Raw genomic sequence first — 16,157 nt, 5'->3', positions numbered from 1 at the left:
AGAGTATGCCAGACGCAACCCATCAATATTTCGCGACCACCGGAGGCGGAGCGAACCAGTTGAATCGGTAGTTCAGGCCGACACGACCGGTGTAGTTCTGCACCCGCGCCGAAGTTGCGAGCGTGTTGGTAAAGGCGGGGGCGGCGAGATTGATGATCTGCCCGGTCGCCGAAACCCTGGAGAACTGCGAGTAGAGGAACTCGCCTTTTACGCTCCAATTATTGTTGAGCGCATATTCGACGCCGCCGCCGACAACATAGCCAACCTTGTTGCCGGCCGACGCGGTACCGAATGCGGGCGAGACGCCATCGGAATAGTCGAGCAAATATTTTCCGCTTGTATAGGCAAGACCGCCTGTCGCGTAGACGAGGAGGCGATCCAAGGCAATGCCGGCCCGCCCCCGTACGGTTCCGAACAGGCCATTCGCCACGCTCTGGGTCATTCCGAAGGGAACGCCGCCAAAGACGGCCCCGGTGCTGAAGCGTCGCGTTGAGCCGGTGACGCCGCCGATATCGGTTTCGAAGCCGAGCACCACCATTCCAATTTGCCAATTATATCCGAGCTGGCCGCCGGCGGTGAAGCCGCCTTTGTTTTGCGTTTGGCTGCCCGCGACGCTCACCACCGCTGCGTCCGCAGCCGTAAAGTGCGAAGGCCCCGCAAGTGGCGGCCCAACGACGGTGTTGTAAGACGAATGGGTGATCTCGCCACCACCGTATCCGCCGACATAAAGGCCAGTCCAAGTAAAGACCGGCGGGGGTGGCGGCGGCGCGACCGGAAGATCGGCGGCGAGGGCGGTTCCGGCAAGCACCGCGACGCTGGCTGATACCAAAAGGAATGGACGCCACATTGGCCTTCTCCTGACGAAACTGAATTTCGATCAGGTTACGCCGTCGCAACAAACCCACAACAAAATTAGTAAGTTTCAGTGAAGTATCCGGATCGCCGTGGCAGATGCGCAACGCAAAAAAAAGAGGCAACGTGATGCGCAAACCTACAGGGGACAGGCTCTCCCAAGTGGATCAAGCGTCAAAATCTTGCGGATCGAACGCCCGATACGTCGAGCAAAATTCACAGGTCACGCCGATCATCCCGTCGTCGCCGGTCATGTCGCGGCGCTCGCCCTGCGTGAAGCCACGCAGCATCGCCCGGATTCGGTCCTCCGAGCACCGGCAGCCATCCTGTACGCTTTGCGGCTCGAACACCTTGACGCCGGGTTGGTGAAACAATCGATAGAGCAACCGCTCGCTCGACAAGCCCGGATCGACGAGTTCATGATCCTCAACCGTCGTGGCCAGCGCCTTGGCCTCCATCCAGGCATCGTCTTCCGGGGGCATTGCAAACCGAAGCCCAGCCGGCGCATCGCCAGGATCGAGATCGGCACGCACGCGTCTTTCTGCCGAGCGCGGTAGAAATTGCGCCAGTAGGCCCCCAGCGCGCCAGCTCGTGCCGGACCCCGTCACGCTCTCGGCAACGGCAAGACGGACACGCGTCGGAATTTGCTCGGATTGGCTGAAATATTGATGCGCTGCTTCCTCCAGCCCCTGCCCTTGCAGCGCGACGATTCCTTGGTAGCGCGAGGTCTCATTGCCTTGATCTATAGTCAAGGCGAGGTGGCCTTTCCCGATCAGCTCGCCGGCTCTAACCGCAGCATCGAGCTTTTGCGCATCGAAACGCGCCAAGGCGCGCAACCGGCCAGGCGTGTCGAAATCCACGATCAGCATTTCGATCGCGCCGTCACTCCGGGTTTGCAGCTGAAACCGGCCTTCGATTTTGAGCGAGGAGGCCAGCAGCACCGTCAATACAACGGCTTCGCCAAGGAGCCGTGCGACCGGCTTGGGGTAATCGTGCTTGGCCAGGATATGGTCGATTGAAGCGCCGAGGCGCACCACGCGGCCCCGCACGTCGAACGATTCGACCGCGAAAGGCAGCACCAAATCGTCGCGGCCTTCATCCGAAACGAGACGCGCAATCGAATCAGAAGGCCCTCGGCCAATCATGGCTTGGCGGCTCCAAGGCACCAAGCGAGGATTCCCTTCTGCGCGTGTAGCCGATTCTCAGCTTCGTCGAACACAACGGATTGCGGACCGTCGATCACCTCGTCGGTGACCTCTTCACCGCGATGCGCCGGCAGGCAATGCATGAAGATTGCGTCCCGGCCAGCCGCAGCCAGCAATTTGGCATTGACCTGAAAGGGAGCCAGAAGCTTTTGCCGAAAAGCTTCGTCCTCGTCGCCCATAGAAACCCAGCAATCGGAGATCACCGCATCGGCATCCCGCACCGCCTCGAAGGGGTCATGCGTGAGTTTCACGGCTGCGTGCGACCCGCGCGCCCAATCGAGGATTTCGCCTTGTAGATCGAGCCCGGCCGGCGAGGCAACATGCAGGGTAAACTCAAACCGCTGCGCGGCATGGACCCAGCTCGCGAGCACATTATTAGCGTCGCCGCTCCAGGCAATCTTGCGGCCTTTGATTGGACCCTTCTTTTCTTCGAATGTAAGAATATCCGCCATCACCTGACAGGGGTGCGAACGTTTGGTCAGGCCGTTTATGACCGGCACGTCCGAGTAGCGGGCGAGTTCGTTCATGGCGGAATGGTCGAGAATGCGAATCACAATGGCATCGACGAAGCGAGACAGGACCCGTGCCGTATCTGCAATGGTCTCCCCCCTGCCGAGCTGCATTTCCTGACCGGTCAGCATGATGGTTTCGCCACCAAGTTCGCGCATCGCAAGATCAAACGAGACCCTGGTGCGTGTCGAGGGTTTGTCGAAGATCATTGCCAGGACCTTCCCGGCCAACGGCCGGTCAACAGGACTTTGCCCCTTGCGCCGGGTCGCCTTGATACGAGAGGCGACGTCCAATATGAGGCGAAGCTCACCCGCCGGCACTTCCGAAAGGTCGAGAAAATGCCGTGCCCGCGCCAAAGAGCCTTGGCTTATGAGCGCGCTCATACTTTGGTCTCGCTGAGCATCGCGGCTTGGGGCTTGTTCTGCCCGATTCGGCGACAGGCCGCGTCGAATCTGGTGAAAGCCTCTTCGATCTCGGTCTCGCCAATGATCAGTGGCGGGAGAAGACGCGCAACATTTTCGGCAGCGGGGATGACCAGAATCCCTTCAGCGCGCCCGGCCGCCGCGAAATCATTGACCGGGACCCGCAACGCAATGCCTTGCATGAGCCCGACGCCGCGAATCTCGGCAATCACGGCGCTGTGCCGATCCTTCAACTCGGCGAGGCGTTGCTTCAGTTTCAAGCCCATCGCAGCGACATGGTCGATAAAGCCCGGCTCCAGCACGATGTCGAGGACGGCATTTCCGATGCTCGTCGCCAGCGGATTGCCGCCAAATGTCGTGCCATGTGTGCCAATTGTCATGCCCTTGGCGGCTTCCCGCGTGGACAGAAAAGCGCCAAGCGGAAATCCGCCGCCGAGTCCCTTGGCAATCGCCATGATGTCAGGCTTGACGTCGCAAAGTTCGTAAGCAAACAACTTGCCAGTGCGGCCCACGCCTGTTTGCACTTCATCAAACATCAACAGCAGGCCGTGCCGGTCGCATAGATCGCGCAGTGCACGCAGGAACGGCGGCTCCGCCATTCGGATTCCGCCCTCGCCCTGGATCGGTTCGATCAGAATCGCGCCGGTTTGCGGACCAATAGCTGCCTTGACGGCCGCGATATCACCAAAGGGAACCGTCTCGAAACCTTCCATCTTTGGGCCGAAACCCTCCAAATATTTTGGATTGCCGGCAGCCGCAATGGTCGCAAGCGTCCGGCCGTGGAAGGCGCCGGCAAATGTGATGATATGGAATTTTTCCGGATGTCCGTTGACCGCATGATACTTGCGTGCGGTCTTGATGGCACCCTCGACCGCTTCGGCTCCCGAATTTGTAAAGAAAACGTAATCCGCGAAGCTCACCGCGACGAGCCGCGTGGCTAGGCGCTCGGCTTGCGGGATTTCGAACAGATTGGACGTGTGCCAGAGTTTTGCGCCCTGTTCATTCAGGGCCGCAATGAGATGGGGGTGGCTGTAGCCGAGCGAAGCCACCGCGATGCCACCGCCAAAATCGAGAAATCGCTCGCCGGTTGTTGAGGTCAGCCAAGCTCCGTCGCCACGTTCAAACGCAAGCTTGTAGCGGGCATAGGTCGGAAGCAGCGACGACGTCACTCTTTTTACTCCAGGCGGTTGGCCATTTTCCAATTCTCGTGAAAGCCTACCGATTCTTATTGTCGCATTTTCGAATGACGAACCGAAGGTTCATCGACGCGGAAGATGCTCGGGAAGCCCAGCTTCGAGGAGTCCGCTGGCGAACCATTAAAATTAAAGTGCCGCCCAAGGGGGCGGCAGCTCTGCTTCAATTTAAGCATTGTCCCGCTTGGGGGTCAATCGCGGCGCAAACCCCAACGCTCAAGCAATTTGAATTTCCGGAATACCAGCTTAGCTCAAGGGTTCGACTGAGCCGCCGCGCGTGGGCGGCTCAACCTTCAGCAGGCTGCTATTTGCCCGCGGGTGCTGGCGCGGCCGGCGCCGCTGGTGCGGCAGCTCCGCCATCGGCGGGTTTCGCCGCTTCGAGGCGCTTGCGCTCGTCTTCGGCCCGTTTCTGCAGTTCCTCCTGCAGTTTCTTCTGCTGCTCTTCGAGCACCTTTGGATCAATCGGGGGACCGTCGAACGCACGACCGAAGCCCGCGACCGGAATCGCAAATGTAATCTCGTTGTTGACCTGATTCTTGACCGCGACGCTGAGGACGGAGCCCTTCTTGAGCTGGTCGATGGTCGGGCCTTTGACCTTGGCTTCGGCAAAACATCCGTTCGGGAAGCAGATTTCAAAGGCACCTTCCGCCAAGGGACCCTTATCGATGGCGAAACGGAAGCCCGGACGCAACATCAGACCGACTGGAACCAACAGACGGATGACCCGCGTGTCGTCACCTTTGATGTCATAGACCGCCAATGCCAGGACCGGCGGCTGCCCAGCCTGCGAACTGAAATCGCGCGTTGTATAACAAATTTCCTTGTTCGCGTTCGGATCCTTGCCGCAAACCTTGGTCCAATCATTTTGGGTCGGAACCAGATCGACCTTGATCGGACCTTGCGGGGCTTGCTGCTGCGGCTGCTGTTGCGCCGGTGCGGCCTCACCTTGCGCGGGCGCGGGAGCAGCAGGTTGGGCCGGTGCCGGCGCCGCCTGGCCCGGTTGGGCGGGTTTCTTTGCCTGTGCGAAAGCATCGGTGCCCGCCATCAAGGCGAAGCCAGCCAAGCCGGCCGCGACGAAGCATTTCAACGAGAAGGGCATCCAAATTCCTTTCCAGTGATCGGACTTTCGAGACCGCCGTCGCGCCGACCACCCGGCGACGGTCCATGATGCGGCGACGGCAGCGCCCGGGGCAAATATTGCTGGCCCTGTCACGCGAAGCCACGCGCGCTTCGCTGGGGCTGCAAATTATGTTTGATACGCACCAAGCGATGGCTCGCACATTTTAACCCCTGGCAGCATCGGTTTTGTGTGAGGAAGACCCCGGTTCACATGTGACGCAGCCTCAGCTTTTGAACTGCAAAGCGTGGCTACAATGGATTGTTCCCCGCTGCAAGTGTCAGAAAAAGACCCTTTACCGCAGCAGCCTCGACCGGAATGATATCGAATGTTTCTGTTAATCCGACCCCGCGCTGTGTTCGCCCACCCTCGAGCGGACCAGCCGATCCCATACACACGCCAGTGCCTGAGGTCTAGGGGTGCTGATTTTGCGCAGAGAGGTTTCTCGCGCTGGTCTTGAAAATGAAACGGCGGTCAAGGTGCAGTGCGCGGCGACAATAAACCCAATTCGAGGTTCATGCTCCTCCGCTCATCACGCACAAGTGCAACGCTTGACCAGCCGGATCCTGCCATAAATAGCGCAGGCGAATTGGCGCGGCCACGTTTATCGCAGCCGCGCGCAGGGTTCGTTACGCCCAAATCTTGGCAAGTATAACCATGATAATGACAGTGGCAATGAGAATGCCGTTGACGGTGGCGACAGCGTGATCGTTCATGGTCCTCTCCCGGTAGGTACCTAATTTTGGCGCCGCTTTTTCGCGGTCGCGTTCGTTACGTCGAGCTTTTCGTCACAAAAGTCAAGACAGGGGACCGCGAAAACAGGCGTAAACAATGTTGCGCCGCGGCAGAAACAGAGCCGCCTCCCCGTGTGAGGTATTAAGTATTTGTCCCTATTCCTCCAAAAGCTTCATATTTCCAGGCTTCCTGAAGCAAATAAGGAAAAGCTTAGGCGTTTTTCCCAGAGTAGCCGATCAAAGGTCTCATGGTAGCGATGATAGATTATTTGCTTCGTCGTTCGGCGGTGGCCCTTGCCCTTATCGCTTTCGGCTTGCGAACCGCATGCTGCCCAACGCTCGCCGACGCTGCGGCGCCGGTCTCGGCGCCGGCGATCGCCATGCACGGCGAACCCGCCCTCGCGGCGCCTTTCGATCATCTGCCCTATGCCGATCCAGCCGCCGCAAAGGGTGGTCGATTTTCGATCGGTTTTCTTGGCACTTTCGACAGTCTCAACCCCTTCAACTTGAAAGCCGGATCAACGGCACAAGGCCTGAACGGCAATGTGTTCGAAACCCTGATGACGCGCTCGCTCGACGAGCCTTTTACGCTTTACGGCTTGATTGCGAAGACCATCGAGACAGACCACAATCGCAGCGTGGTGATCTTCCGGCTTGATCCCGGCGCCCATTTTTCGGACGGCGAGCCGATCACCTCGGCCGATGTCCGTTTTACCTTCGAACTTTTGAAGTCCAGAGGCCGGCCGCAGCAGCGCGCGGCTTATGCGCTCGTCAAATCGATCGACACTCCAGACGAACGGACCATCCGCTTCGATCTGACCGGCATTGGCGATCGGGAAATGCCGCTGACACTCGCGCTGATGCCGGTGCTGCCGCGCCATAAGATCGATCTTGCAAAATTCGACGACGCGAGTCTGGCGATTCCGACCGGTTCCGGTCCTTATGTGATCACCGACGTTAAGCCGGGCGAACATATCTTTTTGCGCCGAGATCCGAACTACTGGGGCAAAGACCTCCCGGTCCGGCGCGGCCTGTTCAACTTCGATGAGATCGATATCGAATATTTCCGTGACGCCAACAGTTTGTTTGAAGCCTTCGCCGCCGGGCTGCTCGATTTTCGCGAGGAGACCAACCCCGCGCGCTGGGCCAATGCCTATAATTTTCCGGCCATCCGCGATCGCCGGGTCATCCGCGAAGCCTTGCCTTCCGGCGGACCCAAGGGAATAGAAGGCTTTGTCTTCAATCTGCGCCGGCCGCTGTTTGCCGACAGCAGGGTTCGCGAGGCGCTGGGACTGGTGTTCGATTTCGAATGGATCAACACCAATCTTTATAATGGGCTCTACAAGAGAACGCAGAGCTTCTTCGCCGAGTCCGAACTCGCTTCGACCGGACGAGCAGCGAGCGCCGCCGAACTTGCCTTGCTTGCGCCTTTTCCCGGCGCGGTGCGCAAGGATATTCTGGACGGCAGCTGGCGGCCGCCCTCGACCGATGGTTCGGGCGGCGACAGGACCCAGCCCAAGCAAGCGCTCGCGCTTTTGAAGGAGGCCGGCTACGAAATCGAAAATGGCCGTCTGAGCAAAGGCGGCGAGCCCTTGTCTTTCGAGATCATGGTGAAGGACAGATATCAGGAGCGCCTCGCCCTCAACTACGCGGACTCGCTGGCGCGAATCGGCGTTCTGGCGAAAGTCCGCGCCGTCGACGAAGTCCAATATCAACGGCGGCGACAGAAATTTGATTTCGACATGATGATCGGAAGCTGGCTCGCCTCCGCCTCGCCCGGCAATGAGCAGCGTTCGCGCTGGGGCTCGGCAAGTGCCAATCAGGAAGCTTCGTTCAACCTCGCAGGGGTTAAGTCGCCCGCCGTCGATGCGCTGATCAGTGCTATGCTCGCCGCCAAGACGCATGAGGAATTTGTCGCCGCCGTCCGTGCCTACGATCGCGTGCTGCTTTCCGGATTTTATATCGTGCCCTTATTCCATTCGCCGGATCAATGGATTGCAGCCTCCGCAAAACTCGCGCGGCCGCAACGCTCGCCCAAACATGGCCCCGCGTCAGGTGGCGCAACGCTCGACACCTGGTGGAGAAAACAGCCCTGAACCATCATGGCGCATCGCCAGCTGGCGCCACGCAAGCATAGGAGCACCGCACGATGATCGGCTTTTTCGCTGGGATCCTTTTGCTCCTGTTTCTGCTCACCGGCGTGCGGGTCGCCAATCAATATGAAAGGGCGGTGGTTTTCCGGCTCGGCAAATATGCGCGCACTTCCGGCCCCGGTCTTTATCTGCTGATCCCCGGCATCGAGTGGCAATGGAAGATCGACATGCGCACCATGACGACGTCGGTCGAGCAGCAGGAGGCGATCACGCGGGACAATGTGCCGATCAAGATCAACGCGGTGATCTGGCGCAGAACCGTCGATCCCAAACGTTCGGTGATCGAGGTCGTTGATGTCGGCAATTCTGTCATCCAGGTGGCGATCACATCGCTGCGCAATGTGATCGGTCAGCACTCGCTCGACGAAGTCCTCAAGGAACAGGAAACCATAACCAGGGCACTGCAAATTTCGATCGATCAGGTGACCGAACCTTGGGGTGTGAAGGTCGAGCGCGTGCAAATGAAAAACGTCGAAATCCCTGAATCCATGCAACGCGCTATCGCTCAGGAGGCCGAAGCGCTGCGCGAAAAACGCGCCCGCAGAATCAAGGCGGAAGCCGAGGTCGACGCCGCGACGCTTCTGCGCGAGGCGGCGGAAACGATCATGCATAGTCCGGCCGCGCTCGAATTGCGGCGCATGCAAATGATCACGGAAGTTGGCGCCGAGCAAAACACCATGACAATTATCATGATGCCGAGCGAATTTGTGGAAGTCGCGCGGGCTTTTTCGCAACCGGCGGGGAGCGCGACGTAGGACACTGACTTCCGATGAAACCGGAAGGGAGTGGTCCTACTCGGTCAAGCTCAAAGGATAGATTTTGTATTTCGCCTGTGTCCGCGCCTCGATGGCCCGATAAAATACTTCGATCAAAGCGGCGACGATGATGATGCCGCCGACCGCAATGCCCGAGGTGACCGTCGCCGGGTTGCTTAAAAACTCCAGCACCATGATTGCCAGCGCAGTTAAACAGAGAAGCGCGGCAACGAGGGGGACGAGGCGGCTGCAGCCTGTATGCGGAGCAAGCTTGACGGCCGCAACGTTGACCGCCGCGTAAACGATCAGGAACCCACCGCTTGTGGCAGCAGAAAGTGCGTGAAGGTTGAGGACATTGACAGCCAGAATGGCGAGGATACCGATGACCAGGAGGCTCAAGACCGCTTTGCCATGCAGGCTGCGGTGAAACGCCGAAGGCAATTCATCATACGCCGACAAGTCGACCGGCAGCTTCGAAGCCCCGAAATAATCGGCATTGATGGCAGAGGCCGACGCAAGGACTGCACCGGCTGCCATAATCGAAAAGCCGATCGGTCCGAGGAAGTTGTTTGCGGCGGCTGAGACAGCGAAGCTTTTGGCCTCCACGATCGCGGTGAACGGGAGATGACCAATGGCGACAAAGAATGCCAGCACATAGATCACGATCGTCACAATTACACTTCCCAAAAAGGCAATGGGCAGCGTTCGCTTCGGATTGATGACATTGTCGGATGCATTGGCAATCAGTTCGAAACCTTCAAAGGCGAGGAACCCCAGCATACCGCTGGCCACGATCGTCGAAGCCGGTGCCCACTCCGCGGGTCCGAGTCGGCTCCATTCGAGATGCCCCACAAGCAATCCCGCGACGACGAATAGTCCGAGAACGCCGAGTTTCCCGACGTTGAAAAACGTCTCCAACCGTCGCATCAGCGTGGCGCCCGCGAAGTTGACAAGCCCGAATAGGAGAACGGCAAACGATGCGATCATTTGCGCCGCAAACGCACGGCTATCCGGCGGCAAATATGGCACCGAATAGGATGCAAGCGCGGCCGCGTACACGGCCATGATGGCGACATAGCTGAGGATTAGGAGTATATTGACGCTGGCGGCCAATAGGCCTTGCCCGAATGCAATCCGAATAAACGCCACCGTTCCACCTGGTCCAGGATAACGGAGGGTCAGACCGATGTAGGAATGGGCCGTCAACAGGGCGATCACCCCTCCCAAGAGGAAAGCGATCGGCGTGCCGCCCTTGGCACCTTCTACGGTGAGGCCGAACGTCGCGAAAAAGCCGCCGCCTACGATTCCGCCAATTCCAATCGAAAGCGCCCCAATTGCGCCTATAGAGGGTTTTACGTTTTTCACTTCCGGCCTTAATCGACAGTCTGCGCAAACTCGGCGCTGCAGCGCGCCGAAGTTTCTCTTCCAAGTCGACGATCACGGCTTTTTTGGTATCCGGCGGAAATTTCGGGTCTTAAACCCGCTGACCGGTCCCCGAATGAAAGGGCGCCGCGTGAGGTCGGGTTCAAAGACAACCCGACGCAATGCACACAAACATGGCGTGCTTTTTCACAGCTAAATCAACGCAAAGCCTTGCCTTTGCCGTAGCCTTCGCGCGCTAATTGGCATTTGCGAATCATGCGGCAATTGGTCCAAAGCATCACTTGGCGCGATTGGTTAACCAAAAGCTAAGAAGCTTCGTTGAAGAATAGGCAATGATCCAACAACCGTTCCGCGGCCCTGCATCATGAAACTCACCAAGCTTCGCATCGCGGGTTTCAAGACCTTTGTCGAGCCGACTGAGTTCCATATTGAGCCGGGCTTGACCGGCATTGTCGGGCCAAACGGCTGCGGCAAATCGAATCTGGTTGAAGCTTTGCGCTGGGTCATGGGCGAGAACTCGTCGAAAAACATGCGTGCGTCGGGCATGGACGATGTGATTTTTTCCGGCGGCGGCGACCGGCCGGCCCGCAATGTCGCGGAGGTCGGCCTCGTTCTCGACAATAAGGAGCGCACGGCCCCGGCGGCCTTCAACGATGGCGAGATTATTGAAGTCTCCCGCCGCATCGAGCGCGAGTCGGGCTCGACCTATCGCGTCAACGGACGCGAGGTGCGCGCCCGCGATGTGCAATTGCTGTTCGCCGATGCCTCGACCGGTGCGCGCTCGCCGGCCATGGTGCGCCAGGGCCAGATCGGCGAACTTATTTCCGCAAAGCCGCAGGAGCGCCGCCGCATTCTCGAAGAGGCCGCCGGCATCGCCGGGCTCCATTCCCGCCGGCATGAAGCGGAGCTGCGCCTGAAGGCCGCCGAAGACAATCTTGTCCGGCTCGACGACATTCTGCAGCAGATCGACACCCAGGCCGAGGGACTCAAACGGCAAGCCCGGCAGGCGACCCGTTACCGCGGCCTTGCCGGCGACATCAGGAAAAATGAAGCGCTGCTGGCGCTGATCAGCCATACCGAGGCGGCAAGCGCGCTTCAATCCGCCGAAGCAAGGCTCGAAGCCGATCTCCGCGATGTTGCGGAAAAAGCCAAGGCGCAAGTCGAAGCCGCGAAATCGCAGGCCATCGCCGCGCATGAATTGCCGGGGTTGCGCGACATCGAGGCCGAAACGAACAGCGCGTTGCAAAGGCTGGTTCTCGCCCGCGAGACGCTGGACGGGGAAGAACGGCGCGCCAAAAACCGGATCGCGGAGCTGGAAAGCAGACTCGCGCAAATGAAAAGCGATCTCGCCCGGGAAACGGCGCTGATTGAAGACGCGGCAGGCGTGCTCGCGCGCCTCGATTCGGAGGCGGAGGATCTGACAAGCGTCGATTCGGCCGAGGCCGAAATCGAGGCTCTGCGCGAATGTCTCGTAGAGGCCCAGACGCTGCTCGCGGTTTCCGAAAAAGCGCTCGCCGAGACGCAGGATACGCGATCCGCAGCAGAGGCGCGGCGTGGCACGCTGGAGGCCGCCCTGCGTGAGGAGCGCGCACGGCTCACACGGCTCGAAGCCGAAGTCGAGAAAGTTGGCGCCGAACGTGCCGCGCTTGTTGCGCAATCGGCGGGCGGCGCCGACCTCGCCGCTTTGGCCATGGCGCATGAACAGGCCTTGGCGGGAGCCAAAACGCGGGAAGATGAACTTGCTGCTGCCGAAGCCCGTCATGCGGAGGCGCGAGCAGCCGAGTTGAATACGCGCGCGCCCCTCACCGACGCCGAGCGCAAGGCGCAAAACCTCGAAACCCAAATCAATACTTTATCGAAACTGTTGAACGCTGGAACCGGGGGCTTCTGGCCGGCGGTCACCGAGGAAATCAGCGTCGCCAAAGGCTATGAGGCCGCCCTTGGCGCGGCGCTGGGCGATGATCTCGACGCCTCGACCAATCCGGCCTCGCCCGCGCATTGGGCGGCAACCGATGGGTCACATGATCCTTCCCTCCCGCCCGGGGTTGAAGCGCTCTCGGAACTGGTCGACGCGCCGGCCCCCCTTGCCCGCCGGCTCAACCAGATCGGGGTCATCCTGCGGGCTGAAGGCCCCGCTCTGCGGACGCTTCTGAAACCCGGCCAACGACTGGTTTCCAAGGAAGGCGATCTTTGGCGTTGGGACGGATTTACGCAGGCCGCTGAAGCCCCCACCCCAGCGGCGCGGCGCCTCGTCGAAAAGAATCGCCTCGGCGATTTGACGATCGAAGCCCAAGCCGCGCGGAACGCGGCAACCGCCCTGAAAGCAGATGCGGATTTGGCGCAAGCCGCTCTCGCGGCGGCGGCCGTCGCCGAAAGCGAAGCGAGGCAAGCGCATAAGAATGCTTTGCGCGAGGTGGAAGCCGCACGCGAAGCAAAGATCGCTGCCGAAAAACGTCAGGCCGAGACAGCGGCGCGGCTTTCGGCCCTCGAAGAAGCGCTTCTTCGCCTTGCTGCCTCAAAGGACGAAGCCCGCGAAAAACAAGTGCTGGCCGAGAAAGCGCTTGGGGAACTGGACGCTTCGACAGAACTCACTGCCCGGCTCGAAACGGCGCGCGCGGACACGGCGCAAAAGCGCGCCATAGTGGCCGAGGCCAGCGCCGAACTGCAAACCCATGTGCGCGAGGCCGAATTGCGGGCCAAGCGGCTGCAGGCGATCGAGGCTGAGCGGCAATCCTGGCAGGTCAGAAGCGAACGCGCGGGCGGACAGATCACCACGCTCGAAACGCGCATCGAAGAGGCAGCCCAGGAACTGCAAAAATTCGCGGACGCGCCGAATAATTTCCTCGTGACGCGCCAGACCTTGCTCCGCCAAATCGAAAGCGCTGAGGATGCCCGCAAACAATCCACCGACAATCGAATCGCGGCCGAGACGCGGCTTGCCGAAGCGGATCGTGCCGCTCGGGCAGCCCTTGAAGCGATGAGCGCGGCCCGTGAAGAAAAGGCGCGCGGCGAAGCGAAGCTCGAGGCGGCGCGCACGCGGTGCGGCGAAATTGCGCATATGATTGCGACCGATCTCGATTGCACGCCGGCCGAGCTTTTCGGCCTCGCCCATGTCAAGCCGGACGCCGAACTTCCACGGCCTGAGGATGTGGAAAGGCGGCTGGAAGGATTGAAGCAGGACCGTGAGCGGCTCGGCGGAGTGAATCTGCGGGCCGAGGAAGAACTGAACGAGATTCTCGCCTCCAAGACCAATCTTGAGACCGAACATGCCGATCTTAGCGAAGCGATCCGGCGGCTCCGCCAGGCGATTCAAAGCCTCAACAAGGAGGGACGTGAACGCCTCCTTGCGGCGTTTGACGTCGTTCATGCCCATTTCAAAGACCTTTTTTCGAGTCTCTTCGGCGGCGGTTCGGCGGAGCTTCAACTGATCGAATCGGAAGATCCGCTTGAAGCTGGACTGGAAATTATCGCCCGGCCGCCAGGCAAAAAGCCGCAGGTCATGACCTTGCTGTCCGGGGGCGAACAGGCCCTTACGGCGATGGCCTTGATCTTCGCGATCTTCCTCACCAATCCGGCGCCCATTTGCGTCCTCGATGAGGTCGATGCGCCACTTGACGACGCCAATGTCGAACGATTCTGCGATCTTCTCGACAATATGCGCAGCAAGACCGAAACCCGGTTCATCACGGTTACCCATAATCCGATCACCATGGCGCGGATGAATCGACTTTTCGGTGTCACAATGGCCGAACGCGGGGTGAGCCAGCTGGTCAGCGTCGATCTCGAAGAGGCCGAACGTTTCCGCGATGCCGGATGACTGCGGCAAACCATTCCAGCTCTTCGAGAAAACCTAATTGATCATGACATTTCAGTGGCTTATCTGTTCAAGCCTGTGCCTTGACAGAAGCTTCTAGCGCCCATAAGGTGCGCCCCGCTCGGACGCGCCTACCGCGTCAAGCAATCCGTTTCGCCCCACCTTCAAACAGCCATCTTTCTCGCTTTTTGCGCAGGAGCGTCTTATAGAGTGCGCTCAGCTCGCCTTGCGAGGCGGATCAAAGTCAAACGGCGGAGCAGGACCGGTGGCGAAGCACGACGGGGATCGGGGAAATAATCGACCGGAAGAGGACGAACCCCAAGATCCGCGGAGTGAGGAAGAACGACGCGAAGATGCACGGCGGGCGCGCGAAGGCGAGGTTTTGAAGGCGAGACTGGACAAATTGTCCGATGCGCTCGACGCCCAACGCAAGGCTCAAAACGTGCAGCGGGAGGAAGAGGCGGGGCAAGGCGGTCCATCGATTGCTTCTGTCGGTGGCGCGATGAGCCTTGGTTTTCGTGTCTTGAGCGAATTCGTGGCGGCGGTCGTGGTCGGGGCGCTGATCGGCTGGTGGATCGACGGAGCGGCGGGGACCTCTCCGGCCTTTCTTCTGATCTTCCTTCTGATCGGGACGGGAGCGGGGTTTTGGAACGTGTATCGGATTGCCACCAAGTCTACGGGCTCGCAAGGCGGCTAGGAATGGCCAACGGCGCCAAGCGCGCCGCGGGGGCTTTGAGCCGGTTTCAACGGGATTATTGATCGCTATCACGCATTGAGGCAGGGAACAGAAAATTGGCTGAAGAACACACCATGGACCCGATCCACCAGTTCAATCTCGAACGGATCGTAAGCCTCCATCCCTTCGGTATCGACGCCTCTTTTACCAATGCAGCGTTGTTCATGCTTGTCGTCGTCCTGGCGGTTTCCGCGCTGATGCTGCTCGGTACGCGCTCGCGCTCCATGATCCCGGGCCGAATGCAGTCGCTCGCCGAAATGTCCTACGAATTCGTGGCCTCGACGGTGCAGATGTCCGGCGGTCATGATGGCATGCGCTTCTTTCCATTCGTCTTCACACTGTTTCTGTTCGTGTTGTTTTCCAACCTGATCGGGCTCATTCCTTACACCTTCTCGATCACGAGCCAGATCGCTGTGACCTTTGCGCTCGCCGCGCTCGTGATCGGCATCGTCATCATCTATGGCACCATCCGCCATGGCACCCATTTCCTGAGGCTTTTTGTACCGTCGGGCGTTCCGATCGCGCTGCTCCCCTTTCTGGTGCCGATCGAAATCATTTCGTTCCTCTCCCGCCCGATCAGCCTCTCGGTTCGTCTCTTCGCCAATATGCTGGCCGGCCACATCACGCTCAAGGTCATGGGCGGGTTCGTTGTCAGCCTGCTTGGCGCCGGCGCCTTTGCCGTGCTCGCACCGTTGCCGCTTGCCGCGGCGGTGGTCCTGACCGCTTTCGAATTGCTGGTCGCGGTCCTGCAGGCTTATGTGTTCGCCATCCTAACTTGCGTCTATCTGAACGACGCAGTTCATCCGGGCCACTGAATAAATATTTAACAACAGATCGGTCGCCCACCTATCGGAAGCTTTAAGGAGTGAATAATGGATCCCGTTGCAGCCAAATACATTGGTGCTGGTCTTGCCGCCATCGGCATGGGCGCCGCAGCTATCGGCGTCGGTTTGATTTTCGGTAACTTTCTATCCGGCGCCCTGCGCAATCCAACGGCTTCCGACGCACAATTCGGACGCGCCTTCATCGGTGCCGCTCTTGCCGAAGGCTTGGGTATCTTTGCCTTCCTCGTCGCAATTCTTCTGCTCTTCGTTCTCAAGTAAGATTAAAGAACTCCGATGCGCCCCGGCACGATGCTGGGCGCATCGGTCCCGTCCAGGAGAGTCCGTCCGTGAACGACGTGAAAGCCCGATTGGAATCTATCGTGCAATCGCGAGCCAAATATCTTCGCGACGCGCGCAGCGTTGCCATTGCGCTTGCAACGGGCACAGCGGCTACGGTCG

General features: G+C 59.7%; 12 protein-coding genes. 6 read left to right on the top strand and 6 right to left on the bottom strand.

The window, feature by feature from the left end; genetic code table 11:
• Positions 1-22: 22 nt before the first annotated feature.
• From CU048_00165 to CU048_00145, 5 genes are all read right to left on the bottom strand, one after another.
• The gene (locus tag CU048_00165; protein ID QBR69955.1) at positions 23-847 is read right to left on the bottom strand and encodes a porin family protein; all 825 of its coding nucleotides are present in this window, start codon (positions 845-847) and stop codon (positions 23-25) included.
• Positions 848-1,019: 172 nt separating this feature from the next.
• Positions 1,020-1,997 (bottom strand): Hsp33 family molecular chaperone, encoded by a 978-nt coding sequence (locus tag CU048_00160; protein ID QBR69954.1) that lies wholly within the window; start codon positions 1,995-1,997, stop codon positions 1,020-1,022.
• A complete protein-coding gene (gene argF / locus CU048_00155; GenBank protein ID QBR69953.1) occupies positions 1,994-2,950 on the bottom strand; it encodes an ornithine carbamoyltransferase in 957 nt (318 codons plus the stop codon). Before argF ends, CU048_00160 begins: the two co-directional genes overlap by 4 nt.
• Entirely contained in the window at positions 2,947-4,158 is a 1,212-nt protein-coding gene (locus CU048_00150; GenBank protein ID QBR69952.1) for an acetylornithine transaminase, read from the bottom strand. Before CU048_00150 ends, argF begins: the two co-directional genes overlap by 4 nt.
• 328 nt (positions 4,159-4,486) lie before the next feature.
• On the bottom strand, positions 4,487-5,281 hold the full coding sequence (locus tag CU048_00145) for an invasion-associated locus B family protein (GenBank protein QBR69951.1): 795 nt from the start codon (positions 5,279-5,281) through the stop codon (positions 4,487-4,489).
• A gap of 1,009 nt (positions 5,282-6,290) precedes the next feature.
• Between CU048_00145 and CU048_00140 the strand changes: the two genes are divergently transcribed.
• Both CU048_00140 and CU048_00135 read left to right on the top strand, forming a co-directional pair.
• Positions 6,291-8,129 (top strand): ABC transporter substrate-binding protein, encoded by a 1,839-nt coding sequence (locus tag CU048_00140; protein ID QBR69950.1) that lies wholly within the window; start codon positions 6,291-6,293, stop codon positions 8,127-8,129.
• A 53-nt stretch (positions 8,130-8,182) separates the two neighbouring features.
• A complete protein-coding gene (locus CU048_00135; protein QBR69949.1) occupies positions 8,183-8,941 on the top strand; it encodes a hypothetical protein in 759 nt (252 codons plus the stop codon).
• A gap of 36 nt (positions 8,942-8,977) precedes the next feature.
• Here CU048_00135 and CU048_00130 read toward each other — a convergent pair whose 3' ends face one another.
• On the bottom strand, positions 8,978-10,348 hold the full coding sequence (locus CU048_00130; GenBank protein QBR69948.1) for an amino acid transporter: 1,371 nt from the start codon (positions 10,346-10,348) through the stop codon (positions 8,978-8,980).
• A 340-nt stretch (positions 10,349-10,688) separates the two neighbouring features.
• On the opposite strand from CU048_00130, the gene smc reads away from it, so the two are divergent.
• The 4 genes from smc to CU048_00110 all read left to right on the top strand — a co-directional run bounded on the left by smc (position 10,689) and on the right by CU048_00110 (position 15,977).
• Positions 10,689-14,141, top strand: a complete 3,453-nt coding sequence (gene smc, locus CU048_00125) for a chromosome segregation protein SMC (GenBank protein ID QBR69947.1) — start codon at positions 10,689-10,691, stop codon at positions 14,139-14,141.
• 499 nt (positions 14,142-14,640) lie between these two features.
• Complete coding sequence (locus tag CU048_00120) at positions 14,641-14,835, top strand: hypothetical protein (GenBank protein ID QBR72528.1); 195 nt, start codon at positions 14,641-14,643, stop codon at positions 14,833-14,835.
• 113 nt (positions 14,836-14,948) lie between these two features.
• Positions 14,949-15,689, top strand: a complete 741-nt coding sequence (locus CU048_00115; protein ID QBR69946.1) for a F0F1 ATP synthase subunit A — start codon at positions 14,949-14,951, stop codon at positions 15,687-15,689.
• Positions 15,690-15,746: 57 nt separating this feature from the next.
• Positions 15,747-15,977, top strand: coding sequence for a F0F1 ATP synthase subunit C (locus tag CU048_00110; GenBank protein ID QBR69945.1), 231 nt, complete (start codon positions 15,747-15,749; stop codon positions 15,975-15,977).
• Positions 15,978-16,157: the final 180 nt, after the last annotated feature.

The organism is Beijerinckiaceae bacterium (assembly GCA_004564215.1).
In the GTDB taxonomy this organism is placed as follows: domain Bacteria; phylum Pseudomonadota; class Alphaproteobacteria; order Rhizobiales; family Beijerinckiaceae; genus Methylocapsa.
The sequence above is the reverse complement of the archived record's forward strand: the minus strand, read 5'-3'. Positions and strand labels throughout refer to the sequence as shown.

Coding starts and splice junctions, on each gene's coding strand:
- CU048_00165 (QBR69955.1), bottom strand. CDS start 847: ATGTGGCGTCCATTCCTTTTGGTATCAGCCAGCGTCGCGGTGCTTGCC.
- CU048_00160 (QBR69954.1), bottom strand. CDS start 1,997: ATGATTGGCCGAGGGCCTTCTGATTCGATTGCGCGTCTCGTTTCGGAT.
- argF (QBR69953.1), bottom strand. CDS start 2,950: ATGAGCGCGCTCATAAGCCAAGGCTCTTTGGCGCGGGCACGGCATTTT.
- CU048_00145 (QBR69951.1), bottom strand. CDS start 5,281: ATGCCCTTCTCGTTGAAATGCTTCGTCGCGGCCGGCTTGGCTGGCTTC.
- CU048_00140 (QBR69950.1), top strand. CDS start 6,291: ATGATAGATTATTTGCTTCGTCGTTCGGCGGTGGCCCTTGCCCTTATC.
- CU048_00135 (QBR69949.1), top strand. CDS start 8,183: ATGATCGGCTTTTTCGCTGGGATCCTTTTGCTCCTGTTTCTGCTCACC.
- smc (QBR69947.1), top strand. CDS start 10,689: ATGAAACTCACCAAGCTTCGCATCGCGGGTTTCAAGACCTTTGTCGAG.
- CU048_00120 (QBR72528.1), top strand. CDS start 14,641: ATGAGCCTTGGTTTTCGTGTCTTGAGCGAATTCGTGGCGGCGGTCGTG.
- CU048_00115 (QBR69946.1), top strand. CDS start 14,949: ATGGACCCGATCCACCAGTTCAATCTCGAACGGATCGTAAGCCTCCAT.
- CU048_00110 (QBR69945.1), top strand. CDS start 15,747: ATGGATCCCGTTGCAGCCAAATACATTGGTGCTGGTCTTGCCGCCATC.